At 67.1% G+C, this 17,121-nt stretch carries 20 protein-coding genes; 10 read left to right on the plus strand and 10 right to left on the minus strand.

Annotated features, from left to right (window positions below; translation table 11 throughout):
- The first annotated feature begins 12 nt into the window (after nucleotides 1–12).
- Both NO876_RS01000 and NO876_RS01005 read left to right on the plus strand, forming a co-directional pair.
- Nucleotides 13–1,044: an NAD(P)H-binding protein gene (locus tag NO876_RS01000; RefSeq protein WP_256419812.1), complete on the plus strand. Its 1,032-nt coding sequence runs from the start codon at nucleotides 13–15 to the stop codon at nucleotides 1,042–1,044.
- A complete protein-coding gene (locus tag NO876_RS01005; protein WP_256419813.1) occupies nucleotides 1,044–1,787 on the plus strand; it encodes a DUF7530 family protein in 744 nt (247 codons plus the stop codon). The genes NO876_RS01000 and NO876_RS01005 overlap by 1 nt, the downstream gene beginning before the upstream one ends.
- A gap of 41 nt (nucleotides 1,788–1,828) precedes the next feature.
- On the opposite strand, the gene NO876_RS01010 is transcribed toward NO876_RS01005, so the two are convergent.
- On the minus strand, nucleotides 1,829–2,002 hold the full coding sequence (locus NO876_RS01010; protein ID WP_256419814.1) for a DUF5786 family protein: 174 nt from the start codon (nucleotides 2,000–2,002) through the stop codon (nucleotides 1,829–1,831).
- Nucleotides 2,003–2,159: 157 nt separating this feature from the next.
- On the opposite strand from NO876_RS01010, the gene NO876_RS01015 reads away from it, so the two are divergent.
- On the plus strand, nucleotides 2,160–3,149 hold the full coding sequence (locus NO876_RS01015; protein WP_256419815.1) for a DUF5784 family protein: 990 nt from the start codon (nucleotides 2,160–2,162) through the stop codon (nucleotides 3,147–3,149).
- Between the two features lie 59 nt (nucleotides 3,150–3,208).
- On the opposite strand, the gene NO876_RS01020 is transcribed toward NO876_RS01015, so the two are convergent.
- Nucleotides 3,209–3,493: a DUF5789 family protein gene (locus NO876_RS01020; protein WP_256419816.1), complete on the minus strand. Its 285-nt coding sequence runs from the start codon at nucleotides 3,491–3,493 to the stop codon at nucleotides 3,209–3,211.
- Nucleotides 3,494–3,678: 185 nt separating this feature from the next.
- Here NO876_RS01020 and NO876_RS01025 point away from each other — a divergent pair, with 185 nt between their 5' ends.
- Both NO876_RS01025 and NO876_RS01030 read left to right on the plus strand, forming a co-directional pair.
- Nucleotides 3,679–4,512 (plus strand): PHP domain-containing protein, encoded by an 834-nt coding sequence (locus NO876_RS01025; RefSeq protein WP_256419817.1) that lies wholly within the window; start codon nucleotides 3,679–3,681, stop codon nucleotides 4,510–4,512.
- A 65-nt stretch (nucleotides 4,513–4,577) separates the two neighbouring features.
- The gene (locus NO876_RS01030) at nucleotides 4,578–4,742 is read left to right on the plus strand and encodes a DUF6757 family protein (RefSeq protein ID WP_170216802.1); all 165 of its coding nucleotides are present in this window, start codon (nucleotides 4,578–4,580) and stop codon (nucleotides 4,740–4,742) included.
- Between the two features lie 345 nt (nucleotides 4,743–5,087).
- Here the strand turns inward: NO876_RS01030 and thsA are convergent, their stop codons facing one another.
- A complete protein-coding gene (thsA, locus tag NO876_RS01035; RefSeq protein WP_256420232.1) occupies nucleotides 5,088–6,740 on the minus strand; it encodes a thermosome subunit alpha in 1,653 nt (550 codons plus the stop codon).
- Nucleotides 6,741–6,941: 201 nt separating this feature from the next.
- Between thsA and NO876_RS01040 the strand changes: the two genes are divergently transcribed.
- Nucleotides 6,942–7,715 carry a DICT sensory domain-containing protein gene (locus NO876_RS01040; RefSeq protein WP_256419818.1) on the plus strand — a complete coding sequence of 258 codons (774 nt, stop codon included), beginning with the start codon at nucleotides 6,942–6,944 and terminating at the stop codon, nucleotides 7,713–7,715.
- Nucleotides 7,716–7,770: 55 nt separating this feature from the next.
- Here NO876_RS01040 and NO876_RS01045 read toward each other — a convergent pair whose 3' ends face one another.
- From NO876_RS01045 to eif1A, 3 genes are all read right to left on the minus strand, one after another.
- Entirely contained in the window at nucleotides 7,771–8,313 is a 543-nt protein-coding gene (locus tag NO876_RS01045) for a KH domain-containing protein (RefSeq protein ID WP_103990968.1), read from the minus strand.
- A 71-nt stretch (nucleotides 8,314–8,384) separates the two neighbouring features.
- Nucleotides 8,385–9,320: a serine/threonine-protein kinase Rio1 gene (gene rio1 / locus NO876_RS01050; protein ID WP_256419819.1), complete on the minus strand. Its 936-nt coding sequence runs from the start codon at nucleotides 9,318–9,320 to the stop codon at nucleotides 8,385–8,387.
- The gene (gene eif1A, locus NO876_RS01055) at nucleotides 9,317–9,607 is read right to left on the minus strand and encodes a translation initiation factor eIF-1A (RefSeq protein WP_256419820.1); all 291 of its coding nucleotides are present in this window, start codon (nucleotides 9,605–9,607) and stop codon (nucleotides 9,317–9,319) included. The genes rio1 and eif1A overlap by 4 nt, the downstream gene beginning before the upstream one ends.
- A gap of 153 nt (nucleotides 9,608–9,760) precedes the next feature.
- Between eif1A and NO876_RS01060 the strand changes: the two genes are divergently transcribed.
- Together NO876_RS01060 and NO876_RS01065 are read left to right on the plus strand one after the other, a co-directional pair.
- Nucleotides 9,761–11,068, plus strand: a complete 1,308-nt coding sequence (locus tag NO876_RS01060; protein WP_256419821.1) for an amidohydrolase — start codon at nucleotides 9,761–9,763, stop codon at nucleotides 11,066–11,068.
- Nucleotides 11,069–11,070: 2 nt separating this feature from the next.
- Nucleotides 11,071–11,604, plus strand: coding sequence for a DUF192 domain-containing protein (locus NO876_RS01065; protein WP_256419822.1), 534 nt, complete (start codon nucleotides 11,071–11,073; stop codon nucleotides 11,602–11,604).
- Nucleotides 11,605–11,625: 21 nt separating this feature from the next.
- Here NO876_RS01065 and NO876_RS01070 read toward each other — a convergent pair whose 3' ends face one another.
- Nucleotides 11,626–11,958 carry a helix-turn-helix domain-containing protein gene (locus NO876_RS01070; protein WP_256419823.1) on the minus strand — a complete coding sequence of 111 codons (333 nt, stop codon included), beginning with the start codon at nucleotides 11,956–11,958 and terminating at the stop codon, nucleotides 11,626–11,628.
- A gap of 533 nt (nucleotides 11,959–12,491) precedes the next feature.
- On the opposite strand from NO876_RS01070, the gene NO876_RS01075 reads away from it, so the two are divergent.
- On the plus strand, nucleotides 12,492–13,775 hold the full coding sequence (locus NO876_RS01075) for an adenosylhomocysteinase (RefSeq protein ID WP_256419824.1): 1,284 nt from the start codon (nucleotides 12,492–12,494) through the stop codon (nucleotides 13,773–13,775).
- Nucleotides 13,776–13,820: 45 nt separating this feature from the next.
- Here NO876_RS01075 and NO876_RS01080 read toward each other — a convergent pair whose 3' ends face one another.
- On the minus strand, nucleotides 13,821–14,246 hold the full coding sequence (locus NO876_RS01080; protein WP_256419825.1) for a GtrA family protein: 426 nt from the start codon (nucleotides 14,244–14,246) through the stop codon (nucleotides 13,821–13,823).
- Between the two features lies 1 nt (nucleotide 14,247).
- Entirely contained in the window at nucleotides 14,248–15,681 is a 1,434-nt protein-coding gene (locus NO876_RS01085) for a sulfatase (protein ID WP_256419826.1), read from the minus strand.
- Between the two features lie 279 nt (nucleotides 15,682–15,960).
- Between NO876_RS01085 and hjc the strand changes: the two genes are divergently transcribed.
- On the plus strand, nucleotides 15,961–16,398 hold the full coding sequence (gene hjc / locus NO876_RS01090) for a Holliday junction resolvase Hjc (protein WP_256419827.1): 438 nt from the start codon (nucleotides 15,961–15,963) through the stop codon (nucleotides 16,396–16,398).
- On the opposite strand, the gene NO876_RS01095 is transcribed toward hjc, so the two are convergent.
- Entirely contained in the window at nucleotides 16,363–16,995 is a 633-nt protein-coding gene (locus NO876_RS01095; RefSeq protein ID WP_256420233.1) for an SWIM zinc finger family protein, read from the minus strand. The two genes, hjc and NO876_RS01095, sit on opposite strands and share 36 nt — an antisense overlap.
- Nucleotides 16,996–17,121 lie beyond the last annotated feature (126 nt).

The raw sequence follows: 17,121 nt of genomic DNA on the forward strand, positions 1-17,121 counted from the left end.
CGACGAGTCGGTATGAGAGTTCTCGTGACGGGCGCGACGGGGTTCGTCGGCGGCCGTCTCGTTCCCGCGCTGCTGGCGGCTGGCCACGACGTGACGGCGCTCGTCCGCGACGCCTCCCGATACGACGCGCCCGAGGGAGTCCGCGTCGTCGAGGGCGATCTGCTGGAGCCCGGGAGTTTCGACGCCGCCCTCGACGTCGACGCCGCCTACTACCTCGTCCACTCGATGCGGGCCGGTGCGGACTTCGAGGAGCGCGACAGCCGCGCGGCGGAGAATTTCGCGCGTGCGGCCTCCGAACGCGGCGTCGACCGCGTCGTCTACCTCGGCGGTCTCGGCGAGGACCGCGACCGCCTCTCCGAGCACCTCCGATCCCGACGGGAGGTCGAGCGGATCCTCGGCGAGGGCGAGTACGAGCTCACCACGCTCCGGGCTGCGATCCTGATCGGCGACGGGTCGGCGAGTTTCGAGATGATCGAGCAACTGTCCTCGCGACTCCCGGTGATGGTGACGCCGAGGTGGGTCGAGACGAAGTGTCAGCCGATCGCAATCGACGACGCGGTCGAGTACCTCGTCGGTGTCCTCGACGTCCCCGAGACGGCGGGCGAGACCTACGAGATCGGCGGCCCGGACGTGCTGACGTACCGCGAGATTCTGACCCGAGTCGGCAGCTACCGCGGTCGCGCGCCGCGGATCGTTCCGGTCCCGATCCTCTCGCCGAAACTCTCCTCGCTGTGGATCGGCCTCGTCACCGATATTCCCACGTCAGTCGCCCGCCCGCTGATCGAGGGGCTGAAGAACCCCGTTGTCGTGCGGGATCACCGGATCGAATCGCTGGTCGACGTCGAGCGCACGCCGTTCGACGAGGCGGTCGCGAAGGCGCTGGGCAGAGCGGTGAAGACCGACGGCGGGTCGCCTTCGAGGCACGAGAGCGACGGTCTCTCCGGGCCTCGTGTCGAGCGCGTCTCCGACGACGAAGCGGAGATGCAGGAGCGCGCCGTTTCGAACGAGGCCACCGATTCGGCGGGTCGGGTATCGGATCGCTGATGAACGGAGCATCCGGCCGGTCAGGGGAGGACGTCGAGCGCTACGGCGACACCTGGGTCTACGAGAGCATCGTCGGCGCGATCCCGGGGGTCGACCTCACGGACTGGCAGGCGATCGCGATCCAGTTGGCGCTCTTCGAGACGGGCGTACTGCTTCTCGCGTGGTTCTACGACGTCTGGGCCGCCGTCCTCCCGGGGACTGTCGCCGTCGCCGTCGCGGCCGCCGGCAGCGGAGTGATGCGGCAGTTCGGCCGGCGGATGCGTCGTCTCGACCTCCCCGAACCGTACCGACGCCTCCTGTTCGGATCGAGCATCGAGGTCGTGCTCGGCATCCTCGCGTTCGTCGCGCTCGTGACGCACCTGTTCGTCTTCGACCCGCGATCGGCCGATCCGCCGCTCCTGGAGTGGCTGTTCGGCCCCGACCCGGCGGTTCCGGTGGTCTACCTCACGCTGTTGATCCTCTGGGACCTCTGTTACCGCATCGGGACCTCGTGGTGGGCCGCGGTCGTGGCCCTGTGGCGCTCGTGGCGGTACGAGTTCGACCCCGAGACGGCCCGTCGACTCAGGCGTCTCGACGCACTCAACGTCGGGTTCGGCCTGACGCAACTCGCGATGGTGCCGTTTCTGCTCGACCGCCCGGTGCTTCTCGTCGCCGTCGGGGGGCACATCGTCGCGGTGACGGTGGTCTCGGCGGCGGCGCTGGCGACGCTACGCGTCCGGGAACCGCACCCAACCGCCAACTGACCGCGCCTCGTCTACCCTTCCGTCCCGAACGTGCGCGGCCGTCACTCGCCCTGCAGCTGCTTGAACTGGTCGAGGAGCGCCTCGGTCGAGTCGCCGGAGTCGTACTCTATGGACCCTCGATACACCGTTCGGTCGTCCGAGAAGTCCGTATCGACCGCACCGTTCTTCCGCTCGCGACGCTCGTGTTCGTCGTCGTCGTATGCGCCCATCGACATGGTACGACATACCGTGTGAATGCAACCCACATATATGTATCGCCGCTCTCGGGGGACGACTGGCGGGGTCGACCGGACGACGGGGGACAGCGCCGCTTCCGGGACACTGTGCACTCGCAGGCGACAGTATAAACCGATCGGCACGTTATCCACGGGTGTGGCACGCCCCCTACGCTTTCGACACGCCCCCGGTCGCTGGACCGAAGACCGGGTGGCGGGTCAGATCTACCGCGATTTAGACCGCAATCTCGGCGCGACGCGTCGAAACCCGTGGTTCAAACAGCCCGACCGGTACAACGGCGAGCGATTCGAGATGGACAACGGCGACGTCGCCCTGTTTCTGTGGAACGACGACGAGGCCTACTGGCTCGGCAACACCGAGACGCCCGAGGCGCTCTGGCGGACCGAGAAGTACAACTTCGGGACCGTCCCCGACGACGTCTCCACGTGGGCCACGCGGGAACTCACCGCCCAGTTACACGAGGAGAGCCCCTGGCTCGAACCGTATCCGCACCTCTCCTGGTTCTTTCTGCCCGTCTTCCTCTCGAAGGACGGTCGCGAGACGACGCGGGAGTTCTTCGACGAACACGCCGCGGGGTTCCCGGACGCGACACGCGAGGAGGCTCTGGAGTTCTACGAGTCGTTCCTTCGGACCCGCGTGCTCGACGAGTGGCGAGAGGTGATGGCCGGCAAACTCGGCACCTCCGAGTACCTCGATCACACCCGGATGACGGCGACGATGGGCGAGTTCAACGTCGGCCACCTGCTCGTCGAGGCCGGCTACGAGATCGAACCCGAGATCGAGGTGTCGACCGGCCACGCCATCGACTACCGCGCGGGCAGCGGCGGCGACGCCGTCCTCGTCGAGGTGACCCGGCCGACGCCGACGGGCGACCGCCGGGCGGGCACGCCGGTCGCGGCCGTCCGCGACACGGCGTCGACGAAGTCGGAGGGCCAACTGGAGGAACACGGCGGCGGCGTCGTCCTGTTCGTCGACTGCTCGTCGTTCCCCGACGACGAGTGGCGATCGGTACTTGCCGAAAAGCCCGAAGTGCACCACCGGCCGGCCGTGGTCTTCCGACTCAGGCCGTCCGGCCGCGTCGAGGGGTACACGAAAGGCAGCGTCCCGCTCGATCTGCCGTTCTAACCGCTGCTACTCGGTCGCTGCTTCGTACAAAAAACCGCGACACTGCTCTTTCGCGTCTCTCAGAACGAGACCTGCTGCGGGCCGTCTTCGCCCATCGCGTAGGCGTCGCGGTCGCTGTAGTACCGTCGGCCGATGGCCTCGTGACCGAGGCCGCACAGCAGCGCCGAGTGGGCGTCGTCGGCGCTGGCGTAGGTCTCTGAACCCGCACGGGCGAGTACGTCTCCGAGGCGGGCGGTCCCGTTGGGGAGTTCGATAGTCTGGTCGCCGTACGCCTCGATGAGGTCCTCGGTCGTTGCCGGGAACTCGTGCGCGTCGATGAGATCGCCGGTGCGGTTCAAGCGCATTGCATCCGTCTCTGATCGCTGGAGGTTCTTAATGGTTTTCTGTTATGGTCTTTATAGACCGGGTATTCCTTTCAGCACCTTACATATCCTTAATCGAAAAATAATCTCACTAATATCGACTTGATGTGACACACTGACCGTGCCGTGGCACAACTGCTTTACTTCGCAGACGCGCATCGAAACGCGTGCAAAGCGAGCGAAACGGCGATCCCACTCCTGGGGATCCTCCGGCGGCGGACCTCCACGTCCACACGACCGCTTCCGACGGCGTTCTGACGGTTCCCGAACTCGCCGACGCCGCACGCGACGGCGGCGTCGACGTCGTCGCCGTGACGGACCACGACCGGGTCCATCCGGACCTGAACGCGCCCGTCCAGACGCTCGACGGCGTGACCGTTATCCGCGGGATCGAGCTCCGCGTCGACGCCGGGGACCAGCGTCTCGACCTCCTAGGGTACGGACTGGAAGCGACCGGGGCGATCGAGACGGTGACGTCGCGGATTCAGCGCGACCGGAAGCGGCGCGGGGCCGAGATCGTCTCGCGCGTCGAGGAGCGACTCGACGTCGACCTCGACGTGGCGCTCGAAGACGGGATCGGCCGGCCGACCATCGCCCGCGCCATCGAGGCGAGCGACGCGCCCTACGACTTCGAGGAGGCGTTCGAGGACCTGATCGGCAACGGCCGCCCCTGCTACGTCGAGCGGTGGGTCCCCTCCTTCTCGGCCGGTGCTGACGTCCTCCGAGAGTCGTGTGCCGTCGTCGCCCTGGCACACCCGTTCCGCTATCCCGATCCCGAATCGGCGCTCGAACGCGCCCGAGAACTCGACGCTGTCGAGCGGTTCTACCCATACAGCGGATCCAGCGCCCAGCGGGAGGATCGAGCGCACCTCGACCGCGTCGCCGCGGACGCGGACCTGCTCGTCACCGGCGGATCGGACGCCCACGACCGGACGCTCGGCGTCGCCGGGCCGCCGTCGACCGAGTTCGACGCCTTCGACGCGCGTCTGTCGGACGTCTGACGCCGATTCTCGGTTGAGATAGCCGCGAGCGTAGACTTAAACCCCGAGGGGACCGAAGGAGGGATATGAAGTGCCACTACTGCGACCGGGACGCCGCCTACGCCGCGGAGAAAGACGGGATCAAGGTCGGACTCTGTGAGCGGCACTTCCGGACGCAGGTCGAATCGCTGGCCGACTCCGAGGAGCTGTCCGCGATCCGCGAGCAGATCGACATCGACCGGACCGAGTAGACCGCTCTCGACCGTCCCGAGGAGCCGACAGCGCGACTCCCCTCTTCTGGTTTTTCGACGTCACCGTTCGGCCAGCGGACGCCCGCAGTCCGGACACTCCTCGTCGACGATCGTCACTGACGCGTCGCAATGCGGACACGTCTCGCGGTAGCACGCTCTATCGCCCATCCTGTCGTGATTCGTTACCGGCTCACATAGTCGCTCCGGCGAGGTCGCAGAGCTACCGAGTCAGACAGCCGGCCGCTCAGCGATTCAGTCGTCGAAAAAGTCGGGTTCGTCGCGAGGCGTTCGGCGCGCGGTTCGTGCGGGGCGTCGGCGTGGGGGGTGTTGGCTACGTGACCGACTTCACATTGCGCCGCCCATGCCGCCCATGCCGCCCATGCCGCCGCCCATACCGCCGGCACCGCCGGGCGCGCCGCCCTCGTCGCCGCCGTCGTCGCTGCCGCCGCCCTTGAGGTCGCCGGCAGCGATGACGTCGTCGATGCGGAGGATCATCACGGCCGCCTCGGTGGCGGACTCGATGGCCTGCGTCTTCACGCGGAGGGGTTCGACGACGCCGTCGTCCTCCATGTCGACGATGTCGCCGGTGTAGGCATCCAGACCCGCAGCGAAGTTGCCGTCGGAGTGCTCCTTGCGGAGGTTGACGAGCGACTCGATGGGGTCGAGGCCGGCGTTCTCCGCGAGCGTGCGCGGGATGACGTCGAGCGCCTCGGTGAACGCCTCGATGGCGAGCTGCTCGCGACCGCCGACGGAGCTGGCGAACTCGCCGAGCTGCATCGACAGTTCGGTCTCGCTCGCGCCGCCGCCGGGCAGGACCTTTCCGTCTTCGAGCGTCGTCTTGACGACGCCGAGGGAGTCCTCGATGGCGCGTTCGAGCTCGTCGACGACGTGCTCGGTGCCGCCGCGCAGGATGAGCGTGACGGACTTGGCGTCCTCGACGTCCTCGACGAAGATTCGCTCGTCGCCGCCGATGTCCTTCTGGGCGACGGAGCCGGCGAAGCCGAGGTCGTCGGCCTCGATGTCGTCGAGCGAGCCGACGACGTTTCCGCCGGTCGCGCGGGCGAGTCGGCTCAGGTCGGAGGACTTCGCGCGGCGGACCGCGAGGATGCCCTCCTTCGCGAGGTAGTGCTGGGCCATGTCGTCGATGCCGTCACCGACGAAGACGACGTCGGCGCCGACGTCGACGAGCTTATCGACCATCTCTTTCAGCTGTTTCTCTTCCTGGTCGAGGAACTGCTGAAGCTGGTCTGGGTCGGTGACGTTGACTTCCGCGTCGATCTCTGTCTCGCGGACTTCGAGTGCGCCGTCGAACAGCGCGACGTTCGCGTCCTCGACGCCGAAGGGCATGTTCTCGTGGACGCGCTCTTTGTCCACGATGACGCCCTCGACGAGCTCGGAGTTGTCGATCGAACCGCCGACGACCTTCTCGACGGAGACGTTCTCCGTGTCGATGTCGTCGTCGTCGGCGACGGCCACCACGGCGTCGACGACGAGTTCGGCGAGCAGATCCTTCGAGGATTCGGCGCCCTTGCCGGTCATCGCCGTCTCGGCGATCTTCACGAGCGTCTCGCGGTCGTCCTCGCTTACCTCGATGGCGTTCTCCTCGAGGATCTCCTTGGCCTTCTCTGCAGCCTGGCGGTAGCCCTGGGCGATCGTCGTCGCGTGGACGTCCTGGTCGATGAGCTCCTCGGCCTGATCGAGGAGTTCACCGGCGACGACGACGGCGGTCGTGGTTCCGTCGCCGACCTCGTCCTCCTGGGTCTCGGAGACTTCCACGATCATGTTCGCCGCGGGGTGGTCGATGTCCATCTCCTTGAGGATCGTGACGCCGTCGTTCGTGACGACGACGGATCCGCCGGAGTCGACGAGCATCTTGTCCATCCCTTTCGGACCGAGCGTGGTCCGAACGGATTCGGCGACCGCTTTGCCCGCCGAGATGTTCATCGACTGCGCGTCTTTCCCCTGTGTACGCTGGGAGTCCTCGCCCAGAATGATCATAGGCTGGCCCTGCTGCATTCGCTGAGACATAATCACCCGTTGATTGTTTGTGATTCTATAAAAAAGCTTCGCTAGCGACAGGCAGAAACGTCATACCGTCCGAAAAATGCGTGTTAATCTCTCCCAATGAACGTATTTATATATTCGATTTCGCAGCCGGTGTGTAAAACTCTATTACCGAGACTGAACATACATCGAGCGATGGGGCTTCGGGAGTTCATCGACGAGTTCGCCGACGGCGACCACGAGACGTCGCTCTCGATCGTCAACAGCGAGCAGCCCCCGATGGTCGCCCGAATGTTGGACTCGCTCTTCGAGGGGCAGCCCGTCGCCGTCGACGAGGTCGCCCGCGTGCTCTCCGAGTCCGACGTGGTCCAGTTGCGGAGAGACGGACGCGTCGTCGCCGAGTCCGAGTTCGGTGACGTCCGCGATTCGATCCTCGCGGTCAACTCCGATCTGTACATCACCGGCACGCGACCGCTGGGAGACGTCGACACGCCCGCCGTCGTTCGCGACTTGGAGGGCACGCGCTTCCGCGTCCGCGGTTACCCCGCCGGGACGAAGGGCAAACTCCTGCTTATCGAGATTTCGCGGTACATCGAGGCGATGGCGCTTCGCCACGGCAGCGGCGAACTCCACACGGGCTTTCAGCGCCTCTCGCGCATCGTCGACGAGCGCGGGACCGAACGCGCCTACGAGAGGCTGGCCGATACGGACCTCGACGTCCACGTGTACGGCGTCGGCGACACCGATCCGCTGGAGTCTCGAGCCCTCACCGTGCACAACGAGGACGTCCCGGAGATCCGGTGCGGGTGGTTCGTCGTCTTCGTCCCGCCGCCGGAGTCCGAGGCGGTCGGTGCGGCACTCGTCGCGATCACCGAAGACGACGTCGAGTGGGACGGCGTCTGGACGATCGACACGGCGAGGGCTCGGCGCGTCGCAACGTATCTCGGGGCTGAATACGGCCAGAACTAGTCTCATTCCGTTCGCGTCGATCGCGACCGCCCGATCTCGGATCGACCGCGGCCGCTCAACCGGACTGCCGGACGTCGAACCCCTGCGTGAGTTCGTTGTGCTTCCGTTCGAGGAACGAGTAGACCGCGCCGTGCGGCGCGCCGTCGAGGATCATCCCCACGGCGCGGCGGACGGCCTCGACCTCTTCGGGTTGGCCGATGATGCCGAGCGTCGTGCCCTTGATGACGACCTCCGCACCGGTGAGTTCCTCCATAAGCTCGCGTGTCCGGCCGTTCTCGCCGATGAGCCGACCTTTCTGTCGCTTGAGGTCGTTCTTGTTACGCGTGTGCGATTCGAGGTCGACGAGTTCGAACGTCCGGAGGTCGTCGTCGAGGATCGACAGCGCCGACTCGGGCGTGAACCCCCGCCCGATCGCCCGGACGATGTCGGGTGCGAGCATCCCGCTCACGGGGTCGCCGACGTCGTCGATCGCGACCGATCCGCTCTCGGAGTCGATATCGAGACGCACTTCGGCCCGGCGCTCGATCTCGCGCATCGTCTCACCGCCCTCGCCGATGAGAACACCGATGCGGTCCTGCGGTACCTTCACGTGCTTCATACGCCGAATACCGGACGGAACGGTTTAAGCGTTTGTTCGTGGTTCGGTCCCACGACTCGCGATCCGCGCGGTTACGCCGACGAACCGTCGGAATTGCGGCGGTCGTCGGAATCGTCGGGGCCGTCTGGCGTCCCGCTCGGATCGGCCTCGACGGACGTGACGAACTCGAAGAGGTCGTCGCCCGTCACGTCGAGCCCCTGCCGGCCGAAGAACGCGGCGACGTTCCGGCAGTCCCGTCGGAGGAACTCCCCGGCGTTCGGGTGATGGACCGTCACCGCCTGTCCGAGGTCGATCACGACGAGTTCGCCCTCGTGGATGATCATGTTGTACTCCGAGAGGTCGCCGTGGACGAGGCCGGCGGCGTGGAGCCGACGCATGTACTCGGAGACGACCTCGTAGGCCGTCTCCGGGTTCTCGACGTCGACCTCCGCCAGCCGCCGCGCCCGGTCTTCGACCAGCCCGACGAGTTCCATCACGAGAACGTTGCGCTCGACGGCGATCGGCTTTGGAACGCGAACGCCCGCCTGTCGGGCGCGCGAGAGGTTCGCGAACTCCTTCTGGGTCCACGCGAGTACGACTTGTTTCTTGTCGTTGCCGATCCCCTCGAAGCGTGGGTCGCCCTCCAGGTACTCCCGCATCTGCCGGAAGTTCGAGGCGTTGATCCGGTAGATTTTCACCGCGACGTCCCGCTCCGTCCCGTCGTCGCTGCCGAGCGCCTCGTAGACGTTCGCCTCTTTGCCGGTCGAAATCGGTCCGCCGAAGGCGTCGATGTGGCCGTCCTGGACGAGTTTGTAGATCGCCGCGAACGTGGCGTCGTCGAAGACCGACTGCTCGACTTTGAACTGGTCGGCGTCCTTCAGCCGCTTGCGGAAGTCGTCGAACTCGCGGTCCCGCCGCCGGGCGATGCGGTCGGCCTCGGTGTCGGAAACGTCTATCTCCTCCCACTCGTCGCCGGGGGCGTCTGCCTCTTCGGGCGCCAAAAAACCGTACTCGTCGGGGTCAGTCACTGAATGTGTCCTTCCTCGCGGAGTTGCTCGGCCTCCGAGTTCTCGTAGCGCCAGGTGATGTCGCCCTTCTCGTCCTGCCAGTCCCACGGTTCGACGAGGACGACGTCGTCCTCGCGGATCCAGATCCGCTTTTGCATCCGGCCGGGGATCCGTGCGGTGCGCTCGACGCCGTCGGCACACCGGACCTTCACGCGATTCGCCCCCAGCATATCCGTGACGACGGCGAACACCTCGTCGTCGTCGGGCATCCGGAGGTCGCGTCGGCCCCCGTTCTCGTCGTCGCTCATACGCGGGCGTTCGTCGCGCCCCGGTTTAAACTCTACGAGAGAGGGCGTCTCCGCCGATGTGGACGCTTCCGCCCGGTCTCTCCAGAGCCACTGCGCTCCGACCGGCGGCACCCAGACGATAGCCTCATACGCCCGCCGTCGGTACCGACCGGTATGGCTTCGGACACGCTTCTCGTCTCCGGCGGTCGGGCGTTGCGGCCGGACGCTACCGTCGTCGAGGCGGACGTCCTCGTCGATCGCGGCGACGGCCGAATCGTCGAAATCGGCCCAGACCTGATGACCGACCGCGACGCCGACGAGACGCTCGACGCTTCGGGTGGGATCGTGATGCCGGGATTGGTGAACGCGCACACGCACGCCGCGATGACGCTTCTCCGCGGCTACGCCGACGACAAGCCGCTCGACGCGTGGCTCCGCGAGGACATCTGGCCCGCGGAGGCCGAACTCACCGCCGAGGACGTCCGCGCCGGGACGGAACTCGGCCTCGTCGAGATGATCCGCTCGGGGACGACGACGTTCGCGGATATGTACTTCCACGTGCCCGAGGTGGTCGCGGCCGTCGACGAGGCGGGGATGCGCGCCCGTGTCGGCCACGGCGTCGTCACCGTCGGCAAGGACGACGAGTCGGCCCGCGCGGACGTCAGAGAGAGCCTCGACGTCGCCCGAGAGTACGACGGCGCGGCCGACGGTCGGGTCCGGACGGCAGTGATGCCGCACTCGCTGACGACGGTCGACGAACCCCTGCTCCGCGAGGCCGTCGCCGAGGCGCACGAGGACGGCATCCCGATCCACACGCACGCGAACGAGACGCGCGACGAGGTCGATCCGATCGTCGAGGAGCGCTCGGAGCGGCCGCTCTCGTACGCCGACGACGTCGGTCTCCTCTCGGACGCCGACTTCCTCGCCCACGGCGTCCACGTCGACGAGAGCGAGATCGAACTCTTGGCCGAGCGCGGGACGGCGGTCGTCCACTGCCCGGCGTCGAATATGAAACTCGCCTCGGGGATCGCGCCCGTTCAGGCCCTCCTCGACGCCGGTGTGACGGTCGCGCTCGGCACCGACGGGGCGGCCTCGAACAACGACCTCGACCTCTTCGACGAACTCCGCGACGCCGCAATGCTCGGGAAAATCGGCGCCGACGACGCGTCCGCGGTTCCCGCCGAAGCGGCCGTGACGATGGCCACCGAAGGGGGCGCAGCGGCGCTGTCGCTACCGGGCGGTCGGGTGGAAGTCGGTGCCGCCGCGGACCTCGCGGTCGTCGACTTCGACGCGCCGCACCTCGCGCCGGCGCACGATCCGGTGAGCCACCTGGCGTACGCCGTCCGCGGCTCCGACGTCCGCCACACGGTCTGCGACGGGCGGGTTCTGATGCGGGATCGAGAGGTCCTGACGCTCGACGAGCGCGAGGTCGTCGAGACGGCACGGCAGCGCGCGGTCGACCTCGTCGCTCGCGCGGAGTGAGGATGCGCCGGCGCACGTACCTCGGACTGTGCGGAACCGCCACGGTGGGGCTTTCGGGTTGCGTGAGCGACACCGCCGGCGTCGACGACTCCGCGAGCGACCCAACGCGGACAACTGCCTCGGTCCACGAGAACTACGCGACGACCGAGATCGAGGTTCGCACACCCGATGGCGACCCGCTCGGATCGGTCACGGCGGCGATCGCCGATACGCGAGAGCTCCGCTATCTCGGTCTCAGCGACACCGAATCTCTGCCGGAGAATCGCGGAATGCTGTTCGTGTACGACACCGTCGACGACCGGACGTTCGTGATGCGGGAGATGGACTTCGGGATCGACATCGTCTACGTCGACGCCGACGGGACGATCACCCGAATCCACCACGCGCCCGAACCCGCTCCCGACGAGGACGGAGAGGCGCAGCGGTACCCCGGCCGCGGCCAGTACGTGCTCGAGGTCGGCTATCACTGGACGACCGATCGCGAGATCACCGAGGGTGACCGGCTGGCGTTCACGCTGCCGGAGTCGTCCGCCTGATCCGGAGCTTCGGCGCTCCGATCACTCCGGTCGGACCTCGACGCCCTCGTCGGTGATCGACACTGTCAGCGACTCGACGGCACGTTCGTACACGCTGGCGTGCCGGCCGTTCTCGGCGTCGACGCGGACCCGCTCTTCGAGCAGCCCCGCCTCGACGAGCTTGTGTGCCTCGCGGTAGACTGTCGACAGCGGGATCCCCGAGCGGTCGCGGAGCTCGCAGGCCGTTCCCGGCCGCCCTGCGGCCTGCAGTAGCTCGGCTCCGGAGTCGCTCGCCAGTAACGTCAGTGCCTCCGACCGCGGTAGTGGGCCCTCCCTCCCGTCTTCGCGGCTCGGATCGCTTTCGGGTGCGGACATCTCCGACGGGCGTACGTTCGGAGGGAGTACTCAAACGTTTACCGGAGGTCGAATCACAACCCGCCGTAACCGTTCTAGTGCTGGCGCAGAGGCTGTCCGTTGCGCTTGGGGCGAACAGTCGGCACCCGCTCTCGCTGACGACCCGCTCCTCCTCGACCGGTGGTCCCCTCGCTGTCCCGCGTCGACGTGCCGAGCAATCGCGACCCGACGCGGGGCGAATCCTACGTCACACCGGTCGTGGTCCCGTGTTCGCATATAAACTTACAGCAGTCTGTCGACGCGAGGCAGTGGTCGTGCCGTTCCCGTATCGCGGTGCCGGACGATTCAGTGGTGGGTCGGGTCACGCGGAGGTACGACTCGCGTGGTTGTTCTAGCAGTTGTACCGCGAGGCTCGCGAACGCGAGCCGAGCGGCATTTTTCCCTCTAGGTTTTTGCGTGGCGGGTTCCCGCAGCGAACGCAGTGAGCGAGGAAACCCGCCACGCCAAAAAGGTAGGTCGGTAGCGTTTTGGCCCGCCTGCCGTAACCGGGAGGTATGAGTACGTATCCACCGATCGGCGAGCAACTCGACGACCTCGAGGCCGCTCGCACCGAGGGACGCCGGAAGATGGACTGGGCGCTGCAACACATGCCCATCCTGCGGGAACTCCGCGAGCAGTTCGAGGCCGAGAAACCGCTCGAAGGGCAGACACTCGGGATGGCGATGCACGTCGAGGCGAAGACGGCGAACCTCGTCGAACTGCTCGCCCTCGGCGGCGCGGAGGTCGCGATCACGGGCTGTAACCCCCTCTCGACGCACGACGACGTGAGCGCGGCGCTCGACGCCAACGACGACATCACCTCCTACGCGAAGCGCGGCGTCGGCGACGACGACTACTACGCCGCCATCGAGGCCGTCGTCTCCCACGACCCGACGATCACCGTCGACGACGGGATGGATATGGTGTACGCCATCCACGAGGACTACCCCGAACTCATCGACACCATCGTCGGCGGGGCCGAGGAGACGACGACCGGCGTCCACCGCCTGCGTGCGATGGACGAGGACGGCGAACTGAAGTACCCGGTCTTCGCCGTCAACGACACCCCGATGAAGCGCCTGTTCGACAACGTCCACGGGACCGGCGAGTCCTCGCTGGCGACCATCGCGATGACGACGAACCTCTCGTACGCGGGCAAGAACGTCGTCGTCGGTGGCTACGGCTACTGCGGGAAGGGCGTCGCGAAGAAGGCCGCCGGCCAGAACGCGAACGTGATCGTCACGGAGGTCGAACCCCGCCGCGCGCTCGAAGCCCATATGGAGGGTTACGACGTGATGCCGATGAACGAGGCCGCCGAGGTCGGCGACGTCTTCGTCACGACGACGGGCAACCGCGACGTCATCACCCGCGAGGACTTCGAGGTGATGCCGGACGGGGCCCTGCTCGCGAACGCCGGCCACTTCGACATCGAGATCGACCTGGACGCGCTCTCGGATCTCGCGGTCGACGAGTACGAGGCGCGCGACGGCGTCCGCGCCTACGAGATGGCCGACGGCCGCCGGCTCAACGTCCTCGCGGAGGGCCGCCTCGTCAACCTCGCCTCGCCCATCGCGCTGGGTCATCCCGTGGAAGTGATGGACCAGTCCTTCGGGATCCAGGCTGTCTGCGTGCGCGAACTCGTCGAGCACGGCGACGAGTACGGCCCCGGCGTCCACGACGTCCCCGACGAACTGGATCGCGAGGTCGCAGAGATCAAACTCGACGCCGAGGGCGTCGAGATCGACTCGCTCAGCGACGCCCAGGCCGAGTATATGGACAGCTGGAGCCACGGAACGTAACCTCGGCGTTCGACCGCGTCCGGTTTCGGCCGTGACCGCGATCGGCTACTGGCCCCACGTCCACTTCGCGTCGAGGACGTACCGATAGATCCCGCTCACGAAGATCGCCACGGCGTTGGCCGCGAGATACAGGAGTGCCGCCGACTCGACGAGCAGATACAGCACCGCGAGCTGGATCGGGATCGCCGTCCCGCGGACGACGTTCGTCTTGAGTAGGCCGTAGAGGAACTCGACGGTCCCGGTGTTCTGCGTGGCCTCGAACGTCCAGGCGTTGTTGAGGACGTACGAGAGCACGATCGTGATCTCGATCGAGAAGAGCGCACCCAGGAGGTAGAACAGTCCCGCGACGTCGACGAACAGCCACAAGAGTACCATCTGGATCCCGGCGGTGACCGCGCCCACGATGACAAACCGACGCAACTGAAGCGCGAGCGGGCCGCTATGGAGGTTGCGAAGGAAACTCCGGAGCATCTTATCTGTAGCCCAGCGCTTCCAGCCGCGCGCCGAGGTCCTCGTCGACGTCCCCCGCCGTCGCCGCGGCGTCGCCCCGCTCTCGGAGCAGTTCCGCGTGCGCGTCGACGATCGGCCGGAAGCGCTCGACGACCGCCCGCGCGTCGCCCTCGGCCTCGTCGGAACGGTCGTCCTGTTGGGTCGGGTCGTCGGGGCGGTAGTACACCTCTTCGGTCTCCGTGTCGACGTTCCGGATGTACGTCCAGTCGCGGTCGCGGACGCTCACCAGCAGGTCCCCGTCGTCGAGCGACCGCGGGATCGGCTGGGCGGTCACGTCGTCGCCGCGAACGGTGACAGAGACCACCGGTTCGTCGGCCGGCTCGTCGCCGTCGAGGACGGTCGACGCCAGCGAGTCGCCGGTCCACTCGCCGGGGGCGTCGATCCCGAGCAGGTCGGTCACCGTCGGCGGGATGGCGTCGAGTCCGACCTGCTGTTCGACCCGTCGTCCCTCCGCGCCCGGGACGTCGACGACGAACGGCACGTTGATCAGTTCGTCGTACAGCTTCGGGTAGTGCGCGAGGTGCCCGTGCTCCTGGAACTCCTCGCCGTGGTCACCCGCCAGGACGACCGCCGTCTCGTCGTCGAGGCCGTTGGCTGCGAGTTCGTCCAGCAGTCGGCCGATACTGGCGTCGACCTGTCTGGCGGCCGCCTGGTACAGCGTGCGAAGCTCGTTGAGTGTCCGCTCGTCGACCTCCCAGCCGAGACCGGTCCGCGTGTGCGCGTGGAGCATCCGATGGGTGCCCAAGATCCCGTCTGAGACCTCGCGGATGTAGCGCGGCGCGGGCACGTACGGCGTGTGGGTGTCCATATAGTGCACCCAGAGGAAGAACGGCCCGTCGGCCTCTTCGAGGAACTCGGTCGCGGCGTGTTCGACGTCGAACATCCGCGAGGTGTCCAGAAACGGTCGGTCGTCGGTGTTGCCGGCGAGCCGCGATCGGATCCGGCGGACGGGCGACGCGGCCAACTGGAGCCACGCCTCGATCGTGGGATGCGTCGCGAGATATCGGCTGTAGATGCTCGATCCGACGCTCGCGACGAACGGCTCGAACTCGTCGAAGCCGTCGTCGTATCCCCAGTGAGAGGTGAGAAAGCCGTTCGCGGCGTTGAACCCGCCGGTCGCGACGCCCGAATCCGAGACCGTCCGGGCGAGCGTCGGCACGTTCTCGACGCCGATCTCGCCGGAGTCTGCGAACACCGGCCGCGATGCCAACATCGAGGGAAACGAAAACGGCGTCCAGTTGCCGGTCGCGAACGCCCGCTCGAACACCGTCCCGCGGTCGGCGAGGTCGTCCATTACTGGCGTGTGTCGGCTCCGGTCGTACGCACCGATGGCGTCGGCTCTGAGCGAGTCGACGGTGACGAGAACGACGTTCGAGACGGGTGTATCTGTGTTCATGTGTGTGCGAACTCGTTCGACGAGGGCACATCCACCCACGGAACGACGTATTACCCGAATGATGGCATTTTAGACATATATACCCGCGGATTTGTTTCAATCGGCCTGATCGACCGGTCTCGGCGGGTCAAGGCGCCATTTGCGCCGTTTCGCGGTCTCGTATTCAGGCCTCGTCTCACTCGGTGTCGGCGTCGCGCGATCGTTCGGGCGTGGGCTTGGAAACGCTACTGTGATCTCGGAAGCGCTACTGTAATCAGTCGTAAACGCCACCGTCCGCGTATGTCCTCGAATCGGAAGGGCGACCGCCGCGAGCGCGAACTGGTCAACCGCCTCGACGAGGCCGGGTTCGCCGTGATGCGTGCGCCCGCCTCCGGATCGGCGACCGAGCGGGAACTCCCGGACGTGCTCGCCGGCGACGGCGACGTCTTCTACGCCATCGAGGCGAAATCCAGTTCCGGCCGACCGATCTACCTCTCCGGCGAGGAGGTCGAGGCCCTGATCTACTTCGCGCAGAACTTCGGCGCGAAGGCGCGGATCGGCGTGCGCTTCGACCGCGAGGAGTGGTTCTTCTTCCACCCGGGCGACCTCCACGTGACCGACGGCGGCAACTACCGAGTCAAAAAGGAGACCGCGCTCGCGGAGGGCGAGGGCTTCGACTCGTTCGTCGGCGGCCCCGCGCAGTCACGGCTGACCGACGTCGACGAGGGTGTCGAGTAGGGGCGGCGGGCTGTCGTCGACGGTATTTCCCCCGCCGTCTTCGACCCCGACGCTGCCGCACCGCACTCCGGGCGCCCCGCCCCCATCGAGGTGCTGCAGTCGCGAGGCGGGGAACAGATAGCGCCGTTCCGCCTCCGTGTCGGCCGGGAGCGACGCCACGTAGACCGCCGCGAACACCGGCTCCTGCCCGCCGTAGGCGGCGTTCGTCTCGTACGTCGAGACGAGACGCCCCTCGTCGGTCCGCGTCTCGTCCGCCCGCTCGCCGACCGACTCGACGACCACGAGGAGCGTTCCGGTCTCTCGATCCCGGACGATATCGCCCGTCGCGTGATCGTGCCGGTCACAGAGCGCCGGACTCCCGTCGTCGATCGGTCCGAAGGTCCGGCCGCCGCAGACGGCGCAGACGCGCTCGCGCTCGTTCGGTCCGGGGACGACCCCCGCCTCGATTTCGAGGCTCACGCGGCGGATGTGCTTGCAGCGAGCGCCGCGGATCGCGTTGTCCGGACATGTGCAGGTCGTCCGCCCGGCGGCGACGACGTAGGTCCCGCCGTCGCTCTCGACGACGTAGCGGCCGTCTCGCAGCGGTCTGACTGTCATCGGTTCGGCCCGTGCGCGGTACGCGCGGCCCTCGTATCCGTCGGCGGGAAACGTCCCGCCGGTCGGGAACGCCCGGTTATCCGGGTTGAAGGCGGTCGATCCCCGGGGACCGCCGGCGGCCGCTTC

This window comes from Halobellus rarus (assembly GCF_024494595.1).
In the GTDB taxonomy this organism is placed as follows: Archaea; Halobacteriota; Halobacteria; order Halobacteriales; family Haloferacaceae; genus Haloquadratum; species Haloquadratum rarum.